General features: G+C 70.6%; 18 protein-coding genes and 1 tRNA gene. 15 read left to right on the top strand and 4 right to left on the bottom strand.

What is annotated here, in order from left to right; translation table 11 throughout:
• Positions 1-2: 2 nt before the first annotated feature.
• Positions 3-1,973, bottom strand: a complete 1,971-nt coding sequence (acs, locus tag QNO26_RS04000; protein WP_257525883.1) for an acetate--CoA ligase — start codon at positions 1,971-1,973, stop codon at positions 3-5.
• Between the two features lie 641 nt (positions 1,974-2,614).
• Between acs and QNO26_RS04005 the strand changes: the two genes are divergently transcribed.
• The 12 genes from QNO26_RS04005 (at position 2,615) to QNO26_RS04060 (ending at position 15,580) form a co-directional block, all read left to right on the top strand.
• A complete protein-coding gene (locus QNO26_RS04005) occupies positions 2,615-3,583 on the top strand; it encodes a TadA family conjugal transfer-associated ATPase (protein WP_374679335.1) in 969 nt (322 codons plus the stop codon).
• A complete protein-coding gene (locus tag QNO26_RS04010) occupies positions 3,580-4,470 on the top strand; it encodes a type II secretion system F family protein (protein ID WP_257525882.1) in 891 nt (296 codons plus the stop codon). Before QNO26_RS04005 ends, QNO26_RS04010 begins: the two co-directional genes overlap by 4 nt.
• Positions 4,471-4,506: 36 nt before the next feature.
• Positions 4,507-4,719, top strand: a complete 213-nt coding sequence (locus QNO26_RS04015) for a DUF4244 domain-containing protein (RefSeq protein ID WP_257525881.1) — start codon at positions 4,507-4,509, stop codon at positions 4,717-4,719.
• A complete protein-coding gene (locus QNO26_RS04020; RefSeq protein ID WP_257525880.1) occupies positions 4,719-5,060 on the top strand; it encodes a TadE family type IV pilus minor pilin in 342 nt (113 codons plus the stop codon). Before QNO26_RS04015 ends, QNO26_RS04020 begins: the two co-directional genes overlap by 1 nt.
• Complete coding sequence (locus QNO26_RS04025) at positions 5,060-5,398, top strand: Rv3654c family TadE-like protein (protein WP_257525879.1); 339 nt, start codon at positions 5,060-5,062, stop codon at positions 5,396-5,398. Before QNO26_RS04020 ends, QNO26_RS04025 begins: the two co-directional genes overlap by 1 nt.
• Before the next feature lie 229 nt (positions 5,399-5,627).
• Positions 5,628-8,042 (top strand): thioester domain-containing protein, encoded by a 2,415-nt coding sequence (locus tag QNO26_RS04030; protein ID WP_257525878.1) that lies wholly within the window; start codon positions 5,628-5,630, stop codon positions 8,040-8,042.
• A gap of 163 nt (positions 8,043-8,205) precedes the next feature.
• Positions 8,206-10,929, top strand: coding sequence for a type I DNA topoisomerase (gene topA / locus QNO26_RS04035; RefSeq protein ID WP_257525877.1), 2,724 nt, complete (start codon positions 8,206-8,208; stop codon positions 10,927-10,929).
• Positions 10,926-11,579, top strand: coding sequence for a dTMP kinase (gene tmk, locus QNO26_RS04040; RefSeq protein WP_257525876.1), 654 nt, complete (start codon positions 10,926-10,928; stop codon positions 11,577-11,579). Before topA ends, tmk begins: the two co-directional genes overlap by 4 nt.
• An 80-nt stretch (positions 11,580-11,659) precedes the next feature.
• Positions 11,660-12,817 carry a DNA polymerase III subunit delta' gene (locus QNO26_RS04045; RefSeq protein WP_257525875.1) on the top strand — a complete coding sequence of 386 codons (1,158 nt, stop codon included), beginning with the start codon at positions 11,660-11,662 and terminating at the stop codon, positions 12,815-12,817.
• Between the two features lie 44 nt (positions 12,818-12,861).
• Positions 12,862-14,367, top strand: a complete 1,506-nt coding sequence (locus tag QNO26_RS04050; protein ID WP_257525986.1) for an alpha/beta hydrolase — start codon at positions 12,862-12,864, stop codon at positions 14,365-14,367.
• Between the two features lie 71 nt (positions 14,368-14,438).
• Positions 14,439-14,514 (top strand) — tRNA-Thr (locus QNO26_RS04055).
• Between the two features lie 586 nt (positions 14,515-15,100).
• Positions 15,101-15,580, top strand: coding sequence for a helix-turn-helix domain-containing protein (locus QNO26_RS04060; protein WP_257525874.1), 480 nt, complete (start codon positions 15,101-15,103; stop codon positions 15,578-15,580).
• A gap of 52 nt (positions 15,581-15,632) precedes the next feature.
• Here QNO26_RS04060 and QNO26_RS04065 read toward each other — a convergent pair whose 3' ends face one another.
• Entirely contained in the window at positions 15,633-15,785 is a 153-nt protein-coding gene (locus tag QNO26_RS04065) for a hypothetical protein (protein ID WP_257525873.1), read from the bottom strand.
• Between the two features lie 224 nt (positions 15,786-16,009).
• Here QNO26_RS04065 and QNO26_RS04070 point away from each other — a divergent pair, with 224 nt between their 5' ends.
• The 3 genes from QNO26_RS04070 (at position 16,010) to QNO26_RS04080 (ending at position 19,642) form a co-directional block, all read left to right on the top strand.
• The gene (locus QNO26_RS04070; RefSeq protein ID WP_257525872.1) at positions 16,010-16,402 is read left to right on the top strand and encodes a hypothetical protein; all 393 of its coding nucleotides are present in this window, start codon (positions 16,010-16,012) and stop codon (positions 16,400-16,402) included.
• Between the two features lie 80 nt (positions 16,403-16,482).
• Complete coding sequence (locus QNO26_RS04075; RefSeq protein ID WP_257525871.1) at positions 16,483-18,852, top strand: MMPL family transporter; 2,370 nt, start codon at positions 16,483-16,485, stop codon at positions 18,850-18,852.
• 208 nt (positions 18,853-19,060) lie between these two features.
• Entirely contained in the window at positions 19,061-19,642 is a 582-nt protein-coding gene (locus tag QNO26_RS04080) for an isochorismatase family protein (RefSeq protein ID WP_257525870.1), read from the top strand.
• 24 nt (positions 19,643-19,666) lie between these two features.
• Here QNO26_RS04080 and QNO26_RS04085 read toward each other — a convergent pair whose 3' ends face one another.
• Both QNO26_RS04085 and QNO26_RS04090 read right to left on the bottom strand, forming a co-directional pair.
• The gene (locus tag QNO26_RS04085; RefSeq protein WP_257525869.1) at positions 19,667-20,254 is read right to left on the bottom strand and encodes a DUF2510 domain-containing protein; all 588 of its coding nucleotides are present in this window, start codon (positions 20,252-20,254) and stop codon (positions 19,667-19,669) included.
• Between the two features lie 158 nt (positions 20,255-20,412).
• The gene (locus tag QNO26_RS04090; RefSeq protein WP_257525868.1) at positions 20,413-20,613 is read right to left on the bottom strand and encodes a hypothetical protein; all 201 of its coding nucleotides are present in this window, start codon (positions 20,611-20,613) and stop codon (positions 20,413-20,415) included.
• Positions 20,614-20,940: the final 327 nt, after the last annotated feature.

Genomic DNA, 20,940 nt, shown 5'->3' on the forward strand with positions numbered 1-20,940 from the left:
GCTCACTTCACCTGTGCGGAGATGACGCTCATGACCATGGTGTCGGCGAGCGTCGTGGTGTCGCCCACCTCGCGTCCTTCGGCGACGTCACGCAGCAGGCGACGCATGATCTTGCCGGAGCGGGTCTTCGGCAGTTCGCCCACGATGTAGACGTCGCGGGGGCGGGCGATCGGGCCGATCTGCTCACCCACCCAGGCACGCAGGCTTCCGGCGAGGCCCTCGGGCGAATGCGCGGAGAGGTAGCTCTGCTTGATGATGACGAACGCGACCACCGCCTGGCCCGTGGTCTCGTCGGAGGCCCCGACGACGGCGGATTCGGCGACCGCCTCGTTGGCGACCAGCGCCGATTCGATCTCCGTCGTCGACAGGCGGTGCCCTGAGATGTTCATGACGTCGTCGACGCGGCCCATCAGCCACACGTCGCCGTCGTCGTCCAGGCGCGCGCCATCGCCGGCGAAGTAGTAGCCCTGCTTGCGGAACTTGTCCCAGTAGGTCTCCACGAACCGGTCCGGGTCGCCCCAGATGCCGCGCAGCATGCTCGGCCAGGGCTCGGTCACGACGAGCAGCCCCCCGTTGCCGTTGCCGACGTGGGCGCCGTCCTCGTCCACGACGTCGATGGAGATGCCCGGGAGGGCCACCTGCGCCGACCCCGGCTTGGTCTCGGTGACGCCCGGGAGGGCGGAGATCATGATCGCGCCGGTCTCGGTCTGCCACCAGGTGTCGACGATGGGGGCGGTCTTCCCACCGATCACCTTGCGGTACCACATCCACGCCTCGGGGTTGATGGGTTCGCCGACCGATCCCAGCAGCCGCAAAGACGAGAGATCGAACTGCTGGGGCACCGCACGCCCGATCTTCATGAACGACCGGATCGCCGTCGGCGCGGTGTAGAGGATGCTGACCTTGTACTTCTCCACCAGCTCCCACCACCGGCCGGGGTGCGGTGTGTCGGGGGTGCCTTCATAGAGCACCTGGGTCGTGCCATTGGCCAGCGGGCCGTATGCCACGTACGAGTGGCCGGTGACCCAGCCGATGTCGGCGGTGCACCAGAAGACGTCCTTCTCGGGGTGGATGTCGTGTACGACCCGGTGCGTGAAGGTGGCCTGCGTCAGGTAGCCGGCCGAGGTGTGGAGGATCCCCTTCGGCTTTCCGGTCGTGCCGGAGGTGTAGAGGATGAACAGCGGGTTCTCGGCGGGGAAGGGCTGCGCCTCGTGCTCGGCGGAGGCGCCGGCGACGACGTCGTGCCACCACAGGTCGCGTCCTTCGGTCCACTCCACGTCGTTGCCGCCGCGACGCACCACGAGCACGTGCTCGACGGTCTCCTGACGGCCCGAGCCGTTGCGGTCGGCCAGCGCCATGTCGACGGCGGGCTTGAGGGGCGAGACCTTGCCCTTGCGGTAGCCGCCGTCGGCGGTGATGACGAGCTTCGCACCCGCGTCGTCGATGCGGGCGCGAAGGCTGTCGGCGGAGAAACCGCCGAACACGACGGAGTGGATCGCGCCGACACGGGCGACGGCGAGCATGGCGGCGATGGCCTCGGGGATCATCGGCATGTAGATGGCGACACGGTCGCCGGCCTCGATGCCCAGCCCGGTCAGCACGTTGGCGAGGCGCTTGACCTCGTCGGTCAGTTCGCCGTAGGTCACACGGCGCTCGTCGCCGGGCTCACCCTCCCACAGCAGGGCGACGCGGTCGCCGTTGCCGGCCTCGACGTGCCGGTCGAGGCAGTTGTAGGCGACGTTCAGCTCGCCGTCGCCGAACCACCGTGCGAAGGGCGGATTGGTCCAGTCCAGCACCTCGGTGAAGGGGGTGTGCCAGTGCAGCAGCTCGCGGGCCTGGTCGGCCCAGAACCCCTCGCGGTCGGCGGCGGCCTGCCGGTACAGCTCGGCGGTCGCCACCGCGTCGGCGGCGAAGTCCGCCGGCGGGGCGAACCGCCGCGTCTCGTTCAGCAGGTGGTCGATCTGGCTGCTCATCTCGGCGCGCTCCTTTGCGGGTCGGCGTGACGGTTCGACCGTCATCCCGCGTCACTCTATTGACCGTCTCCGACAGGCGACTACCGCCGATAGTGGGTGCCGGTGCACGGAGGCGACAAACCGCCGCGCCCGGGTACGTGCCCTTTTGGTGACGCTCGATCGGCCGCGTAGAGTCGGGAACGGCCGAATTTCTGATTCTGGCGAATGCAACGCCCGTCCATTCCCCCCCCCCGGACGGGTTCGTTGTCCGGCGGCATCCCATCCCCCCCATGGGATGCCGCCACCTCTTTCACCCGGCCTCTCCCCAACCGCGGGGGATCGGCGTGTCTTCCACCGATCGCCCGATGAGACGATGCGGAGCGCGTGACGCGACTTAGCGTCGGGCCATGACCAGCGCGTTCGTCGTCCGATCCCGCCGCCCCGAGGCGGCAGTGGTCGAGGAGCGCGCCCCGCTGCCACTGCGAGCGCTGCCGGACGCCGCACGTCCCGTCCTCGCGGCGCCGATCGTGCCGAGCGTGCCGATCGCGCCGTTGTCGGCGTCCCCGGTCGGGGGAGGCGCCGGTGCGAATGCCGTCGTCCCGCCACCGCCGCCGGTCGCCGGCGTTCCCCGGCCGCGCCGGTCGACAGCGTCGCAGCCGCAGGTGACCCGAGCCGTGGCATCGCCGGCCCGTCGCCGGCTCCCCGCCGATGCCGCGCTGGCACCGCTCGTGCCCCACCTGGCAGACCCGGCCGTCACCGACCTGTTCGTCAACGGTGCGCACGGGCTGTTCGTCGACCGCGGTCGGGGCGCGGAGCGGGTGGCGGACTGGAGCGCCGAGGAACCCGAGGTGCGGGCGCTGGCGGTCGACCTCATCGCGCTCGGCGGACGTCATCTCGACGATGCGACGCCCTGCGTCGACGTCCGGCTCGACGGCGGGCTGCGGGTGCACGCCGTCCTCCCCCCGGTGTCGCGCGGCGGCACGATCATCTCGGTGCGCGCGCCCGCGGCCACGGTTCCCGACCTCGACGCGCTGCAGCAGCGGGGCATGTTCGATGCGCGCATGCGCGAACTGCTCGACGCGGTGGTCGACGAGCGGGTGAACGTGCTCATCACCGGCGCGACCGGCGCAGGCAAGACCACCCTGCTGGCAGCGATGCTCGACCGGGTGCCGCACGCGGAGCGCATCGTGACGATCGAGGACGTCGCGGAGCTCCGGTTGCGCCACCCGCACCACGTTCGGCTGGAAGCGCGCCAGCCCAACCTCGAAGGCGCCGGCGGGGTATCGCTGGCGCGCCTCGTGCGCGAAGCGCTGCGCATGCGGCCGGACCGGCTGGTGGTGGGGGAGTGCCGTGGCCAGGAGGTGCGTGAGTTGCTGACCGCGCTGAACACCGGCCATCACGGGGGAGCGGGAACGCTCCACGCCGGCAGCATGGGCGACGTCCCCGCCCGCCTCGAGGCCCTGGGCGCCCTGGCGGGGATGGACGAGCGCGCGATCGCGCGGCAGGCGGTCAGCGCACTCGGCTGCATCGTGCACGTCGGTCGCGGGCGCGACGGGGTGCGCAAGGTCACCGCGATAGCGCGTCCGGTGCTGGCCGGCAACGGGCTGTCGCTCGAGGCGGTGCCGCGATGATCTGGCGTCGTCGTCGTCGACCGACCATCGCCGATGAGGATGCCGCCGCGGCGACCGTGCTCCAGCTGGCGGTGCTGCTGCAGGCGGGCATCACCCCGCAACGCGCGTGGCAGCACCTCGCGGCAGCCGGCGACCGGGTCGCGGCCGATGTCTGCGCACGGGTGGACGACGGTGCCGCACTTCCTGCGGCGATCGCTTCGGCGGGTGCGACCTGGCGGCATGTGGCCGATGCGTGGTCGGTGGCGACCACCGTCGGTGCGCCGCTGGCAGTGAGCCTGCGGGCGGTCGCCGAGGCGCTGCGCGACGCGCAATCGGCTGCGGACGACGTGCGCGTCGCGCTCGCGGAGCCTGTCGCCACTGCGCGTCTCATCGCCTGGCTGCCTCTGGTCGCCGTCGCCCTCGGCGCCGCCCTCGGCTTCGACGCCGTCGGGGTCGTCTTCACGCAGCCGCTCGGGGCGGCCGCCGTCGTGGCGGGCTTGCTGCTCATGCTCGCGGCGCATCGGTGGACCGCACGGCTGGTCTCCCGTGCACAGGCGCCGCCCGGTGTCCCCGGCCTCGATGCGGAGCTGTTCGCCGTCGCACTCGCCGGCGGGGCATCGATCCCGCGCGCCCGGGAGCTGGTCACCGCCACCGGGATCGCCGCAGAGCCGGGGACCCACGCCGTGCTGGCCCTGTCGCGCACCGCGGGCGCTCCGGCGGTGGAACTGCTGCGCGCGGCCGCCGCGCATGCCCGCCACCGGTCCCGCGTCGACGGACGACTGCGGGCCGCGCGACTGTCGGCCCGGCTGCTGCTGCCGCTCGGCATCTGCACCCTGCCGGCCTTCCTGCTGCTCGGGGTCGCCCCGATGATCCTCGGCGTGCTGGCCGCCACGCCGCTCTCGCTCTGACCCGTGCCCGACCGACACCACATGACAAGGAGCATCATGACCCGAAGAACATCCGCCCCGATCCCCGTCCTCACACGCGGCCGCGCGGCGCGGCTGCTCGCCGACGAGACCGGCGCCGCGACAGCGGAGTACGCCGTCGCCACCATGGCCGCTGTCGCTTTCGCGGGCCTGCTGGTGGTGATCATGCGCTCCGACGAGGTGCGCGGCATCCTCACCGATCTCGTGCGCCGCGCACTCACGGTGGCCTGATGAACCGCCGCCGGTGGGACGACCGAGGCTCGGCCTCCGCCGAGCTCGCGGTCGCCCTGCCTGCGGTGGTCGTCGTCTGCGCTCTTCTGCTCGGAGCGCTCACGGCCGCGTCGCGTCAGGTTCGCCTCGAGCAGGGCGCGGCGCAGGGCGCACGGCTGGCGGCGCGGGGTGAGGGTGACGCACGCGTGCAGGATGCCGTGTCCCGCGCGGTCACCGGTGCCGCCGCGGCCATCGGCTCCGATGGCGACCTCGTATGCGTTACCGCCACCGCGCCGGCGGGCCTGCCCCTGCCGCTCGGTGAGCTGCGTGCGACCGCGTGCGCCGTGGGCGAGGCCCGCTGATGCCCGGGACGGTCGCCGTCGTCGGCGTGCTCGCATCCAGCATGCTGCTGGGCGCCTCGCTGCTGGCCGTCGGATCGGCCGCGGTGTGGAGTCAGCGACTGTCGGGCGCCGCCGACGCCGCCGCGCTCGCGGCCGCCGACGCGGCATCCGGTGCCGTCGCAGGCGTGCCGTGCGAGCGCGCCGCGCAGGTCGCCGCGACCGTGGGGGCACAGGTGCTCGCGTGCGAGCTCGACGGCCTCGTGGCCACCGTCACCCTGGGGGCGACGTACGGGGCCATGCCCGTTGCGGTGGCCGCTCGTGCAGGTCCGCCGCCGGCTCCGCCTCCCGTCGCGCCCTGACGCGCCGCGACCCCGCGGAGCAGGCGCGAGCGGAAGCGGTGGACCCGGCGGATCGACGTGACAGAGGGGTCGACGGGTGCTCTCGGCTTTCTCCAAGGGAGTGAAAAGCAGCGGTGCTTATCCTTTCGCACCGTTGAGTGAAGGCGCCGACCGTCCGCTGCGTCCGGTCGGCCTCGGGCGGTGCGGCGTGGGATGTCCGCCGCACTGCCACGCACGTTGGAAGGCAGTGATGAACCCGAACTTCTCTTTCCTTCGCGGCTTCCGCCGCCGCAAGCATGCCCTTCGCGCGTCCCTCGGCACGCTCGTCGCGGCCGCACTGGTCGTTGCGCCCGTGATCGCCGACCCCGCGCACGCGAAGGTGGATGACGCGGCCCCGGTGGGCGAGGCGCTGGCCGGCCCGAACACCGAGGTCACCTACATCGGCCACGGGGCGGGTCTGGACCTCAAGGGGTACCTGCCTCCGACGGACATCGTGCCCGACCCGCTGGCCGCGTATCCCGCTGGTCGGCCGGCAGGGTATGTCGACGAGTCGGCGTTCGCCGGTGTCCGCAAGGTCGCGTCCATCGACGACGAGTCGCTCATCGGCGAGACGTTCTGCATCAACCTGCGCATCATGACCGCGGTGGGCACCGGCTACGCGTCGGGGGCCTGGACGGAATCCAACGTCCCGAATCTCGGCTACGTCACCTACGTGCTCAACAACTATTACCCGTCGGTCGATGCGCCGGCCGGACTGACCCGCGACCAGCAGGCTGCGGCCGTGCAGTCGGCGATCTGGTACTTCACCGACGGCTTCGTGATGGGCACCAGCCCGTCCAAGGTGCGCGCGGCCACCGCGGCGATCGTCGAGGCCGCTCAGGCCAACGGCCCGGTGGTCGAGCCGCCGGCGCCCGACGTGGAGATCACTCCGGCGTCCGCATCGGCGGCTGAAGGGGCCTCGGCGGGTCCCTACGTGGTCACCGCCGAGGGCGTCGAGGCGGTCGACGCCGAGGGTGCCGCGATGGTCACCGTCAGCGTGCCGACCGGCTACACGATGTACGCCGACCCCGACGCCACCCTGTCGTTGGGGAGCTCGAACGAGGTTCCCTCTGGCACCTCCGTGTGGATCACGGGACCCGGTGTCACCGCCGCCGAAACCGTGCTGACCGCCCGGGCCGCCGTCGACGTGCAGTCGGGGGTCGCCTATCTCTACGACGGCAACAGCCCCAATCGCGACGACGCCCAGCCTCTGATCCTCGGCAAGACGACCGAGCTCGAGGCCATCGCGACCGCGACCGCGGAGTACTTCGCTGCAGGCGACCTCACGGTCAACAAGCAGTACGCCGGCACCGCGGTGGGTCAGCAGGGCGCGGCCGAGCTGGTGATCGACTGCGGCGAGGGGTACGTCTTCACCCAGCAGATCCCCGCGGGCACCAGCACCAGGCAGACCTACACCTTCACCGGCATCCCGGTCGGCAACACCTGCACGGTGACCGAGCCCATCACCGGGGCGACCACCGAGGTGGGCGTCACCTCCGACGCTCCGCAGACGGGCACGATGCTGCCCGAGGGCCTGGCGCTGACGGTCACCAACACGGTCGACCTCAACCCGGGCTCGCTCGACCTCGTGAAGGTCATCGCGGGCGGCGCAGCCGGCTCGCAGGACGAGGTGTCGGTGAGCATCATGTGCACCAGCGGCCTGCAGGACACCTTTGCGATTCCCGCGGGATCGGCGGCGGGTGAGTACGTGCGGTCGTACACGGACCTTCCCGCCGGGGACGAGTGCACCGTGACCGAGCCGGCGACGGGGTCGAACACCGTCGTGGAGGTGACCACGGACGCCCCGGTGACCGTGGGCATCGCGCCCGGTGCCGCCGTCGAGGCGCGCGTGACCAACACGGTCGAGTTCCGCCCCGGGGCTCTCACGCTGACCAAGACCGTGGCCGGTGACGCGGCCGGCTCGCAGTCGGAGATCCAGGTCGGCGTCATGTGCGACAGCGGGCTGGATGAGACCTTCACCATCCCCGCCGGCGCGGCGGCCGGTGACTACACGCAGAGGTACGAGCCGATCCCGGCCGGGTCGGAGTGCGTCATCACCGAGCTGGCATCGGGCTCCACCACCGAGGTGGAGGTCGTGCCCGGCGACCCGGTCACCGTGACGATCGAGCCGGGAGTGACTGCTGACGTCGAGCTCACCAACACGGTGACCTTCCGGCCGGGCTCGCTCCGCGTGGTCAAGGTCATCGACGGCACGGGAGCCGGCCTGCAGTCCGCCATCTCCCTGTCGGTGATGTGCGACAACGGGTGGGCGGAGACCTTCGACATCCCCGCCGGCTCGGCCGCCGGGGAGTACAAGAAGACGTTCAGCGGACTGCCTGCCGGCACGGAGTGCACCGTTGCCGAGCGGGAGACGGGCGTCAACGACGCGGTGCGCATCGCCGCCGACGACCCCGTCACGGTGACGATCGCGCCGGGTGCCGAGACGGATGCCACGCTGACCAACACCGTGATGCGGCTGCAGAGCATCGCCGGCGGCGGGCTCGCCATGTCGGGTGCCGACGCTCCGATGCCGCTGCTGGCGGCAGCGGCCGGTGTGATCGGCCTGGGAGTGCTGCTGATCGTGGCTGTGCGGGCGAACCGTCGCCAGGCATCCGGCGAGGAGTGATGCGACCGGATCGGGTGGGGGTGTGCACCGCGCGCCTCCACCCGACGGCGGGTCAGGGCTGACCGGGGAGCGCGGAGAGGAGAGAGTCCTCACCGCTGAGCGTACTCAGGTTCTGCTCTGCTCGCCGGTGTGTATGGTGTGCACGGATAGAAAGGCGGCCACCGTGGCACAGGGCAAGAAGCTCGTCATCGTCGAGTCCCCGACGAAGATGAAGTCGATCCAGGGATACCTGGGCGATGGCTACGAGGTGCTGAGCTCGGTGGGACACATCCGCGACCTCGCGGACAAAAAGGACATCCCGGCCGAGAAGAAGAAGGCCTACGGCAAGTACTCGATCGACGTCGAGAACGACTTCGACCCGCTCTATGTCGTCAACGACCGCAAGACGAAGACGGTCGCGGAACTGAAGCGCGCGCTGAAGGGCGCCGACGAGGTCCTGCTCGCCACCGATGAAGACCGCGAAGGCGAGGCCATCGCGTGGCACCTGCTCGAGGTGCTCAAGCCCAAGGTGCCCGTCAAGCGCATGGTGTTCCACGAGATCACCAAGGACGCGATCCAGGCTGCCGCACAGAACACCCGCGAACTCGACCACGCCCTCGTCGACGCGCAGGAGACCCGCCGCGTGCTCGACCGCCTCTACGGCTGGGACGTCTCGCCGGTGCTGTGGCGCAAGATCGGCAGCGGCCGCGAAGGGCAGGCCCTCAGCGCCGGCCGCGTGCAGTCCGCCGCCACCCGCATGGTCGTCGAGCGCGAGCGCGAGCGCATGGCGTTCGTCTCGGCGTCGTACTGGGACGTGGATGCCACGGCCGCCAAAGACGGTGAGAGCTTCGGCACGCGCCTGGCACGCGTCGACGGTCTGCCGCTGGCCCGCGGCACCGACTTCGACGACAAGGGCGAGCTGAAGAAGGCCGTCATCGTCTTCGACGAGCAGCAGGCGCGGGAACTGGCCGAAGCCATCGCGGCGAAGGCCACGGCATCCGTCACGTCCGTCGAGGCCAAGCCCGGCACCCGCAGCCCCAAGGCCCCGTTCACGACGTCGACGATGCAGCAGGAAGCGGGCCGCAAGCTCTCGATGAGCGCCAAGCACGCCATGAGCGTCGCCCAGCGTCTCTACGAGAAGGGCTACATCACCTATATGCGCACCGACTCGACGGCCCTGAGCACTCAGGCCGTCGAAGCCGCCCGCGCGCAGGCGGTGTCGCTGTACGGCGCGGCCGCCGTGCCCGACAAGCCCCGCGTCTACCGCAGCAAGAGCCGCAACGCCCAGGAGGCGCACGAGGCCATCCGCCCGTCGGGCGAGCAGTTCCGCACGCCGTCGTCGGTGGCATCCGACCTCGACCGCGACGAGGCGCGCCTGTACGACCTCATCTGGAAGCGCACCGTCGCCAGCCAGATGTCCGATGCCAAGTACGAGACCACGACGGTCATCCTCACCGCCACCGCGGCCGGACGCAGCGCCGAGTTCACCGCGTCGGGCACGGTCTACACCTTCAAGGGCTTCCTCGAGGCCTACGAAGAGGGTCGTGACGAGAAGCGCGGTGACGCCGACAAGGATGCCGACCAGTCGCTGCCCGCGCTCACCGTCGGCGACACGCTCAGCCTGCGCGACGTCGAGCCCAAGGGCCACGCCACGAGCCCCAAGCCCCGCTACACCGAGGCGAGCCTGGTCAAGGCGCTCGAGGAGAGGGGCATCGGACGCCCGTCGACCTTCGCCAGCATCATCGACGTCATCCTCGACCGCGGCTATGTCACCAAGCGCGGCCAGGCGCTCGTGCCCAGCTGGCTGTCCTTCAGCGTCGTGCGCCTGCTCGAAGAGCACTTCGCTGATCTGGTCGACTACGACTTCACCGCCGCTCTCGAAGACGACCTCGATGCCATCGCCCGCGGCGAGCAGCAGCGTGTGGCGTGGCTGAAGGACTTCTACTACGGCTCGAAGGACCACGTGGGCCTGCGCCACATCGTCGACAACCTCGGCGATATCGACGCGCGCGAGCTCAACTCCACCCGCATCGGCGACGTGGCGACGCTGCGCTTCGGCAAGTACGGCCCCTACCTCGAGGTCCCCGACGCCAGCGGTGACCCCGAGGCCAAGCCCCGCATCGTCAACGTGCCCGACGACCTGGCGCCCGACGAGCTCACTCCGCAGAAGGCCCAGGAGCTGATCGACGCTCCCGTCGCCGGCGACCGGGTGCTCGGGGAGAACCCCGACAACGGCAAGCTGATCGTCGTCAAGGACGGCCGCTTCGGCCCGTACGTGCAGGAAGTCGAGCCGGTCGACCCGGATGCCGTCGACACCGAGACCGGTGAGGTGGCGGAGGAGCCGAAGAAGAAGACCACGCGCAAGAAGGCGGAGGCCGCACCCAAGCCCCGCACCGCGTCGCTGTTCAAGAGCATGTCGGTGGAGACCATCGATCTCGACACCGCGCTGAAGCTGCTGTCGCTGCCGCGCGTCGTGGGTGTCGACCCCGAGAGCGGCGTCGAGATCACCGCCCAGAACGGCCGGTACGGTCCCTACCTGAAAAAGGGCACGGACTCTCGCACGCTGCAGAGCGAGGACCAGCTGTTCGACATCACCCTCGACGAGGCGCTCGCCGTCTATGCGCAGCCGAAGTACGGTGCGCGCAGCGCATCCAGCGCGCTCAAGGAGTTCGAGGCCGACCCCGTCAGCGGCAAGCCGATCAAGCTGAAGGACGGCCGCTTCGGGCCCTACGTGACCGACGGCGAGACAAACGCGACGATCCCGCGCGGCGAGAACGTCGAAGAGGTCACGTTCGAGCGCGCCGTGCAGCTGCTGGCCGACAAGCGTGCCAAGGGGCCTGCGCCCAAGAAGCGCGCCGCGGCCCGCAAGACGACCACGACCCGCAAGCCCGCGGCCAAGAAGAAGTGACCACGCCCGAGTCCCGCACCGGCCTCTGGGTCACCTTCGAAGGCGGCGACGGAGCGGGCAAGACGACGCAGGCCGCGCTGCTCGAGCAGTGGCTGCAGCAGCAGGGGCGCACCGTGCTGCGCACCCGCGAGCCCGGCGGGAGCGACGTCGGGGTGCTGATCCGCGACATCGTGCTGCATCACCGTGGCGACATCGCTCCGCGTGCCGAGGCGCTGCTGTACGCCGCCGACCGCGCGCACCACGTGGCGACGATCGTGCGCCCCGCCCTCGCCCGCGGCGAGGTCGTGATCCAGGACCGCTACCTCGACTCGTCGGTCGCCTACCAGGGTGCCGGCCGGGTGCTCGACGCCGACGAGGTGCGGCAGCTGTCGCTGTGGGCAACCGAAGGTGCCCTTCCCGATGTCACCGTGCTGCTCGACCTCGACCCGGCGGACGCCCGCCGGCGGCTGGATGCCGACGACAAGCCGTTCGACCGGCTCGAGGCCGAGCGGTCCGACTTCCACCAGCGCGTGCGCGATGCGTTCCTCGCGCTGGCGTCGGCGGAGCCCGGCCGGTTCCTCGTCGTCGACGCGGGTCTGCCGGTCGACGAGATCGCCGCCCGGGTGCAGCGGCGCGTCGCTGCTGCGCTCTCGGCCGACGCCGCCGGCTAGCGGCACGCGCCCGGTGCCCGCGCCGGGCGGGCGCCCCTCCGCCGCTGTCAGTGTCAGCGCCCCCGGATAGGCTGGAGTCCATGGATACCGCCCCGATCGTGCATGAGCTGCCGTGGGGCGAGGTCTGGGGGCAGGACGACGCGGTCGCGCAGCTGCGGGCCGCGGCGACCGACCCGGCATCCATGACCCACGCGTGGCTGCTCACCGGGCCGCCCGGTTCGGGTCGGTCGGTGCTCGCACGCGCGTTCGCCGCCCAGCTCATCGCGGGCGAGGGCGAGGAGCACGTGATGCGGCAGGTGCTCGCCGGCACCCACCCCGACCTGACCACGCTGCGCACCGAGGGCGTCATCATCTCGATCAGGGAGGCGCGCGCCCTCGTCGAGCGCTCCTACTTCTCGCCGTCGCTGGGGCGCTATCGCGTGATCGTCGTCGAAGACGCCGACCGCATGACCGAGCGCACCTCGAACGTGCTGCTGAAGGCCCTTGAAGAGCCGCCCGAGCGCACCGTGTGGGTGCTGTGCGCACCGAGCGACGCCGACCTGCTGCCGACGATCCGCTCGCGGGTGCGCACCCTGCGCCTGCGCGACCCCGAGGTCGCCGACGTCGCCCGCCTGATCGTGCAGCGCACCGGCGTCGACCCGGCCGTCGCCGAGCAGTCGGCCCGCCTCGCGCAGCGGCACATCGGCATGGCGCAGCGGTTGGCGACGGATGCCGCCTCCCGCGCCCGCCGCGAGCAGACGCTGCGTGCGGTGCTGGGCGTGCGCGGCGTGGGTGACGCCGTCGAAGTCGCCGGGCGCATCGTGCAGGCCGCGACAGAAGACGCCAAGGCGCTCACCGCCGAACGCGATGCCGGCGAACGCGCTGCGCTGCTGCGCACGCTCGGTGTCGCGGAGGGCGCCGCCGTGCCGCCGTCCGTCCGCGGTCAGGTCAACGCGCTCGAAGACGAGCAGAAGCGCCGTGCCACCCGCAGTCTGCGCGATGGCATCGACCGGGTGCTCACCGACCTGCAGTCGCTGTACCGCGACACCCTCATGCTGCAGTTCGGGCGCGAGACCGACCTCATCAACCTCGAGCTCGCCGACGACCTGCGCGCCTTGGCGTCGGCGTGGACGATGCAGCGCACCCTGACCGTGCTCGATCAGATCTCCGTCACCCGCAGCAATCTCGAGCTCAACGCCGCCCCGGCACTGGCGCTGGAGAGCATGCTCGTGACCGTCGCCAGCGGAAGGACCCCGTGAGCATTCGCCGCCGTCTCCTCCTCGTCGTCTCCGGCCTCGCCGCGATGACGCTCGCCCTCACCGGCTGCGTCGCCGCGATGATCCCCGATGACACCCGGCCCACGCCCGGCCCGAGCAAGGCGCCCGTCACCGATGGCGTGCCCGCCGATCTCCTGCCGTTCTACGAGCAGACCGTCGACTGGCAGGAGTGCGACGGTGCCGACAGCGGGCTCTACGACTGTGCGACCGTCGTCGCGCCGCTGGACTGGGACGACCCCGACGCCGGTGAGATCGAGCTGGCCGTCATCCGCCGGCACGCCGACTCGGGCGAGCCGATCGGCTCGCTGCTGACCAACCCGGGCGGCCCCGGCTCCAGTGGTGTGGAACTCATCCGCGACTCCGCGGCCTACGCGACCGGCGCCGCGCTGCGCGACGCCTACGACGTCATCGGGTTCGACCCGCGCGGGGTGGGGGAGTCCACGCCGGTGCGGTGCCTGGACGCCGAGGAGATGGACGCCTACCTCTACGACCTGCCGCAGAATCCGCGCGGCAGCGCCGAGTGGGAGGCCGAGCTCGACGAGCGCAACGCGGCGTTCGCCGAGGCGTGCGAGGCCAACAGCGACGGCATCCTGCCTTACATCACCACCGATCAGGCCGCCCGTGATCTCGACCTGCTGCGCGCGGTGCTGGGAGACGAGAAGCTCAACTACCTCGGCTACTCGTACGGCACGTTCCTCGGCGCCACGTACGCCAAGCTCTTCCCCGAGCGCGTCGGTCGACTGGTGCTCGACGGCGCGATCGACCCGGCGGTGTCGGGGCTCGAGGTGGGCACGACGCAGGGCGTCGGTTTCGAGTCGGCTCTCCGCGCGTTCATGGCCGAGTGCCTCGCCGGCAGCGACTGCCCGTTCCGCGGCACCGTCGACGACGCCATGGCCGACCTCGGCACGCTGCTGGCCAGCGTCGACGCGCGCCCGCTGCAGGCTTCCGACGGTCGCCAGGTGGGCGCCGACACCCTGATGACCGGCATCATCGCCGCGCTCTACTCCGAGGACAGCTGGCCGTACCTCACCGCGGCGCTCGCCGACGCGCTGCAGGGCGACCCCGAGCTCGCGCTGCAGCTGGCCGACTTCTACAACGGCCGCGAGGGCGGGGTCTACCTCGACAACTCCACGGAGGCCTTCCGCGCGTACAACTGCATGGATTACCCGGTGGCCGACCCCGCCGAGGACGCGGCATCCGAGGCGCTGCTCGCGGAGCAGGCACCGACCGTCGCCCCGTACTGGAGCGGTCCCGATTCGTGCGCCGTGTGGCCGTACGAGCCCACCGGCGTGCGTGAGCCGATCACGGCCGAGGGCGCCGCCCCGATCGTCGTGGTGGGCACCACCAATGACCCCGCCACGCCGTACGAGTGGTCGGTGTCGCTGGCCGATCAGCTCGCGTCGGGGGTGCTCGTCACGCGCGTGGGCGAGGGGCACACGGGCTATAACAAGGGAGACGCCTGCGTCGACGACGCGGTGGAGCAGTATCTCATCGACGGGGTCGTGCCCGACGACGGACTGACCTGCGGCTGAGCGGGCGCCGGTTCGCGGCGGCTCTTTCCGCCATGTAAGATCGATGATCGTGCACCGCGCAAGCGGAGTACGCCACCTTAGCTCAGACGGCAGAGCGATTCACTCGTAATGAATAGGTCAAGGGTTCGATTCCCTTAGGTGGCTCCAAGAAAAACCCCCGGTAAATCAAGGATCTCCGGGGGTTTTTGCTTTGTCTCCTTCCGACTGAGACCCTCACGTGTAGCAAACCGTGTAGCAGGGCAGCTCGTCCCATGGGTGGCCTCGACCGCTGACCGCATGCGTGGGTTCGTGGCAGTATCGCAGCGATCGCACACAAAAACCGCTGATGAACCGGCAGTTCGTGATCATCGGTGGGTTTGCTGGGTGGGCAGATCGGCGAATCATCGGGGGAATGGCAACCGACGAAGTTTAGGCGCGGCTAGGGCATGCTAGACCCCTACCGAGCCATCTTCGGCGTGTGTTGAGCCTGTCCCGTCATGTGCTGTCTGACGAGATATGGGCGGTCATCGGTCTGCTGTATCCGACGGCAACAGTAACGAGGGGCGACCTCTGCTGGATGGGGCGTAGTGGTCGAAGCGACGGCGTGGCTCTAGGTGGTGCTAGTTGGATGCTTCGGTTGAAGGCTGGCGGTGAGGGTGATCACGTTGGCTCTCCCTGACGCGGGCCCGACGATCCGGTTCAGGGCGCATTCCCTCGCCTCTGGCGGGCGGAGATCCTGGGCAAGAGTGTCATCTTGGTCAGCCTGGTCGTGTTGGTTTTCGCGATGCTGGGCGCGGCGTGGCGGGCCGATGGGTACACGGGTGTCGAGTTCGCGCCGGTGATCCTGATGGCGGTTCTCAGGGCTTTGGAGGCGGAGTGTGTATCCGTTGGGGTGTTCATGTGGATCACGATGGGCCGGGTGCCTCTAGATCACAAACCCTTGAAACAGAACCGCGAGGGTACGTTGCTCTGCATGGAAACAACTCGGTGGTCCGCCGAGGACGCCGCCTACGCCAAAGCGCTAGGGGCCGTACTCGCAGGACACAAGGACGCCAGCGGGCTCAGCTTCAGCGACCTCGCGCAGATGACCGGTTTGTCACGCGCCCACTTAACGCGTGTGGTCTACGGGACCATCGATGCCCGCATTCAGGATCTTGAGCGCCTGTGCAAGGTGCTTGAGGTGGATTTGGTGCATGTGATCTCTGACCCGAGGCTTCGCCTGAAGCGCACGTGACGGGAAAGCGCGCCGGGGTCCAGGCCTCACACGCTGGCTGCCGAGGGGGCGTCTACGACTGCCCTTGCTGGACCCATTCAGTGTGCTTCTTCATGGCGTGAGTGACGGCGAGCCGAATGACCCAATACGCGATGAGCAAACTGATGATGATGGCGAGGGTCCCGCCGGCTACGTACATGATGAGGTAGAGGCGGGCGCTGTCCATTCGCCGAGGGTATCGTGCGCTCGCCGAGCGTCCGTGTCGTAAGCGCACGGAGACGCGCGGTGAGCTGCGCCCGGCGCGGCGTCCGCGAAGGTCGCGTCCCATGGCTCCGGTAGACTCGGGACGCCACGTGCCGCCCGCCGGGGTCTGAATCCCGAGGGCGATCCATGCCGTGGTGGTGCTCATCGCAGCCCCGCCGTATTAGCCGCTCGAGCGCTGGGAGACCCATGAACGTCGCGCTCGACGCCATCCTCGAGATCTTCACCTGGGTCGGTCTCGGCGCGGGCGCGCTGGTGGGCCTGATCGCTCTGGGCCTCTGGGCCGCCGACGGATCATGGCTGCCCGCCCAGGCGGTCGTCGACCACGAGGACGGCCGCACCGTCGTGCGCTGGTTCGACGATGCCGGCGGCGTGGGCGCGGCCGACGCCGGCCACGCCGAGGCGGAGACGCTGGCGGGAGTCTCGACGGCCGACATCTGGTACCGACTGGGCGCCCGCGACCGGTTCCGGCTCACGCGCCGATCGCCTGCCGTGCGGGCCGCGGCCTGGCTGGCCGCAGGGCTCGCCGCCGTGGGGATCGCCGCGTTCGCGGCATCCTGGATCGTCCTCTTCGCCGCCTGAGCGGTACTCCGGCGGGCCGACTCCGCCTCCTCGCCTGTCGCCGACTGGCGTTTCCGGAGATTGCTAGATAAGCTAGCAATATGGCAAATGAGCGAAAAGTGCCGCGCTGGCTCCGCGTCTTCATCCCCGTCGTGCTGGTGCTGGTGTGGTTGGGTGCCGGCGCCATCGGCGGCCCTTACTTCGGCAAGGTCGACGAGGTCGCCGTCAACGACCGGTCGGCGTTCCTCCCGTCGAGCGCCGACGCCACCCAGGTCAACGAATTGCTGCCCGGGTTCCTCGGCGATGACAGCGTCCCGGCACTGGTGGTCATGTCGACCGACGACGGCGAGCTCAGTGAGGAGCAGCTCACCGAGGTCAACGACCTGGCCGCCGGCATCGTCGATCTCGAGGGCGTCGTGGGCGATGTGTCGCCTGCGGTGCCGTCGGAAGACGGCGAAGCCGTGCAGGTCTTCGTGCCGCTGGACGCCTCGGCCGACATCGCCGAGGTCGTCACCGAACTGCGCGACTATCTCGCCGACGGCGCACCGCCGGGGGTCGAGACCTTCGTCACCGGGCCCGCCGGATTCTCCGCCGACCTCGTCGAGGGGTTCCTGGGCATCGACGGGCTGCTGCTCGGCGTCGCGCTCATCGCCGTCTTCATCATCCTCGTCGTGGTCTACCGCTCGCCGCTCTTGCCGATCCTCGTGCTCATGACCTCGGTGCTGGCGCTCTGCGTGGCCGTACTGACGGTCTGGTGGCTCGCCAAGGCCGACATCGTCGTGCTGAACGGCCAAGTGCAGGGCATCCTGTTCATCCTCGTCATCGGCGCCGCAACCGACTATGCACTGCTGTACGTCGCGCGCTTCCGTGAGGCCATCGCGATGGGCAAGAAGCGGTGGGATGCCACCATCTCGGCATGGCGGGGAGCGTTCGAGCCCATCCTCGCCTCCGGCGGCACGGTCATCGCGGGTCTGCTCTGCCTGCTGCTGAGCGATCTGGCCACCAACCGCGCGCTCGGCCCGATCGCCTCCATCGGCATCGCGTTCGCCATGCTGTCGGCACTGACGTTCCTCCCCGCCCTGCTGGGCCTTGCCGGGCGGGCCGCCTTCTGGCCCTTCGCCCCGAAGCCCGATGCCCTCGGCATCCCCGAAGACTTCTCCCGTCCGCTCAAGGGCATCTGGCCGCGTCAGGCACGCCTGGTCGGGCGGCACCCGCGTGCCGTGTGGATCGTGTCGACCGTCGTGCTGCTGGCCGCCTGCGTCGGCGTGACCCAGCTGAAGGCCGACGGCGTGCCCTCCAGCGAATTGGTGCTCGGCACCTCGCAGGCGCGTGACGGCCAGGTGGAGCTCGCCGAGCACTTCCCGGCCGGCTCCGGCAGCCCCGTGTACGTCGTGGCCCCCGAGGGCGACCTGACCGCGGCGGTCGAGGTGCTCACCGACGCCGACGGCATCGACTCGCTCGCCGTCGCGACCGAGGATTCGCCCAACGGTCAGGCCGGCGTCGAGCTGGAAGGCGGGGAGGCCGTGTTCACGACCTTCGGCCCTCCCGGAACCCCGGCGCCCGAGCCCACCGTCGTCGATGGCGACGTGCTGCTCTTCGCAACGCTGACCGACGCGGCCGACTCGCTCGCCGCCGAGGATGTGGTGCGCGATCTCCGCCAGGCGATGAACGACGAGATCGGTTCGTCCGTGCTGGTCGGCGGCGAGACGGCCACCGACATCGACACCAACGACACCTCGATCCGCGACCGCACGCTGATCATCCCGATCATCCTCGTGGTGATCCTGCTGATCCTCATCGTGCTGCTGCGGTCGGTGCTGGCACCGGTGCTGCTGATCATCACCACGATCATCTCGTTCGGGTCGGCGCTGGGCGTCAGCGCGTGGGTGTTCAACGGGATCTTCGACTTCCCGGGTGCCGACCCCTCGGTGCCGCTGTACGGGTTCGTGTTCCTGGTGGCCCTGGGCATCGACTACAACATCTTCTTGATGACCCGCGTGCGGGAGGAGTCTCTCAAGCACGGCACGCGCCTCGGCATCCTGCGGGGACTCGTGGCCACCGGTGGGGTGATCACGTCGGCCGGCCTCGTGCTGGCGGCCACGTTCGCCGCGCTGGGTGTGATCCCGATTCTGTTCCTGGCGCAGCTGGCGTTCATCGTGGCGTTCGGTGTGCTGCTGGACACCTTCGTGGTGCGCTCGCTGCTGGTGCCCGCGCTGGCGTTCGATATCGGCCGCGCCATCTGGTGGCCGTCGAAGCTGTGGCGCAACTACCCGGGCGGCTCGCGCTACCTCGCGCGGACGTCGGCCGAGGGCGGCCCCGTGGTGGCGGTCCGTGCGGATCAGGTCGGTGACGGCCAGCGCCGTGGGGACGGCGACACGGTCGCAGCCGTTGCGGCTACCGGCACCGGCGCGCAGAACGTCGCCGAATCGACGCGGCGACCGGTGACACGGCGGTCGCTGCGCCGGCGCTGAGCCGGAAGAGCGACGTTGTGCACGAGGGCCGCGGCTGATGCCGCGGCCCCTCGTGCGTCTGGCCGGCGCGCGCCGCGGCCCCTCGCGCGTCCCGCCGCCGTGCACAACGTCGTCGAAACGTTCCGAGGCGGCGCCGGCGCGGGCACACACCCCCGTCGGTGACCGGGTTGGCGACGCTGTGCACACCCGGGCGGCGTAGGCTCGCCACATGGGCAAGGCGCTGTTCATCGTCGACGTGCAGAACGACTTCACCGAGGGTGGGGCCCTCGGGGTGCCCGGGGGGGACGCCGTCGCGGCCGCGATCAGTCGTCACCTGGCCGATCACGCCGGCGAGTACGCCCTGATCGTGGCCTCCCGCGACTGGCACGCACCCGACGGTGACAACGGCGGCCACTTCGCCGCCGGCGAGCCCGACTTCGTCGACACCTGGCCGGTGCACTGCGTCGCGGGAACGCCGGGCGCCGAGTACGACCCGGCGCTCGTCACCGAGGCGGTGACCCACCACGTGAAGAAGGGCCAGGGCGCCCCGGCCTACTCACTGTTCGAGGGGACCACCGACGACGGCGGCACGGTGGCCGAGCTGCTCACCGCGCACGGCATCGTCGAGGCGGACGTGGCCGGCATCGCGACCGACTACTGCGTGCGGGCCTCGGCTCTGGATGCCATCGAGCACGGCGTGCGCGTGCGGGTGCTGACCGACCTGATCGCGGGTGTCGCTCCCGCCAGCAGCGATGCGGCCCTGGCCGAGCTCGCGCACGCCGGGGCCGAGCTCGCGACGTCGGGAGTCTGACGACCGCGCCCCGAGCTGCCCGCGCTAGCGGGTGCCGCCGCCCTCGCGGCGGAGGTGGTGACGGGAGACGCTGTTCACCCAGCCGACGAACTGCCGCGCCTGAAGCCCGAACGCGGGGTCGACGGGCGCGACCCAGACCTGCTCCGGGCCGTCGATCGAGATGTAGAACTCCCTCCGGTCGACCTTCTTCCTGAGCATGGCGCCGGTGATCATGCCGGCGGGCCCGAACAGCAGTCCGCCCGCCGCCGCGCGTGTCAGGGTGGAGCGTTCGCTGATCTCGCCGGCCGTCTCGAACGACGCGATGGCGCCGGCGACGGGCTGGCTGAGATCACCGCAGAAGATCCACTCACCCGACACGGTGAGACCGGCGAACGTATGCGGTTCCGCCAGAAACTGGGTCAGCGGCGTCCATGCCTCGCCGTCCCACCAGCGCAGACGGCCGCGCCCGTCGTCGTACCAGCCCATCGACTGCGTGCGGGAGAGCGGCGTGGGGGCGTGCAGCTCGACGGTGGTTCCGCTCATATCGGCGAAGTACTCGGTCCACGCCTCGCCGTCCCACCAGCGCTGGTAGCCCGCCCCGTCGTCGTACCATCCCGCTTCCGCGTTCCCCATGCGCAGATCGTAGCCAGTGCGCAGGCGTGCGGCAGGGGGTGCGCTGAAAGAGCGGCGGATGCCGGTGGCCCCGGCCGTCGCGGCATCCGCGCCCGCAGATACAGCAGCGCCGCGAGAGCCGGTAGATCGGCCCTCGCGGCGCCGTGCTGAACGAGCGGTCAGCGTCCGGTCGGAGGCAGCTTGTCGACGCCGTGCCGATCGGGCTTGCCCGGCTCGGCTGCGGTCGCCGGTGACACGTCGTCCGTCGGGGCGGACCCGGTGTCGGGGTACTGCGGTTCGTCGATCTCGATCGCCGTGTCCCGCTCATCGGTCGGCGGAAGATGGTCAAGGGGCTGCTTGATGTCATCTCGGTCGCTCATGGTCCCATCCTGCGTCGGCGGATGCCGTCTGCGCACGGGGTTGCGATCGGCACCCCATCCGTGGCACGGGGCGGGGATTCCGCTGCCGGCACGCACCCTGCGCCGGGCCCCGGGGCGATGCGCCGGCCGATGCCGGTGTGAGGGAACCGTAAGGATCCGCGGCTGCCCCGCATGGGTTGTGTGAGGACGGTCATCGCGCAGTCGCCGCGGGCGTTGGATCGGAATGCGCCCGCGAGTGAGGGCGTGCGATCAGCGCCCGCGCTGTCGCCGTCTCTGAGATGGAGCCCGCTGTGCTTGACCTCGTCTACGTGCTGGGCACGGTCGCCG

Origin of the sequence: Microbacterium sp. zg-Y1090, assembly GCF_030246945.1 — a bacterium.
GTDB lineage: Bacteria > Actinomycetota > Actinomycetes > Actinomycetales > Microbacteriaceae > Microbacterium > Microbacterium wangruii.